Here is a 214-nt window from a genome sequence, read left to right as displayed (position 1 = left end):
GCAGAATAGATGCTCGGAATAAAGAATTGGAGCCAGTCAAAGAATTAGTGATGTACTGGCGGCAATACATGCCTCGTATTGGTGGGAAGAAACTTTATCTGATGATAAAGCCAGACCTGCAAGAGCGCGGCATTAAACTAGGTCGTGATTGTTTTTTTGATTATTTGAGAGAGCATGACTTTCTTGTAAAACCAAAGAAAAATTACACTAAAAC

The 214-nt window shown here is 38.8% G+C and carries 1 pseudogene; it reads left to right on the top strand.

From position 1 onward, the window contains the following. Positions 1-214 (top strand): annotated as a pseudogene (locus PSI06_RS21865) (IS3 family transposase); the annotation flags it as partial.

The sequence above is a fragment of the Pseudoalteromonas sp. GABNS16E genome (assembly GCF_028598715.1).
GTDB classification, from domain to species: domain Bacteria; phylum Pseudomonadota; class Gammaproteobacteria; order Enterobacterales; family Alteromonadaceae; genus Pseudoalteromonas; species Pseudoalteromonas atlantica.
Note: the sequence above shows the minus strand (reverse complement) of the source record. Positions and strands in the feature narration are given on the sequence as shown.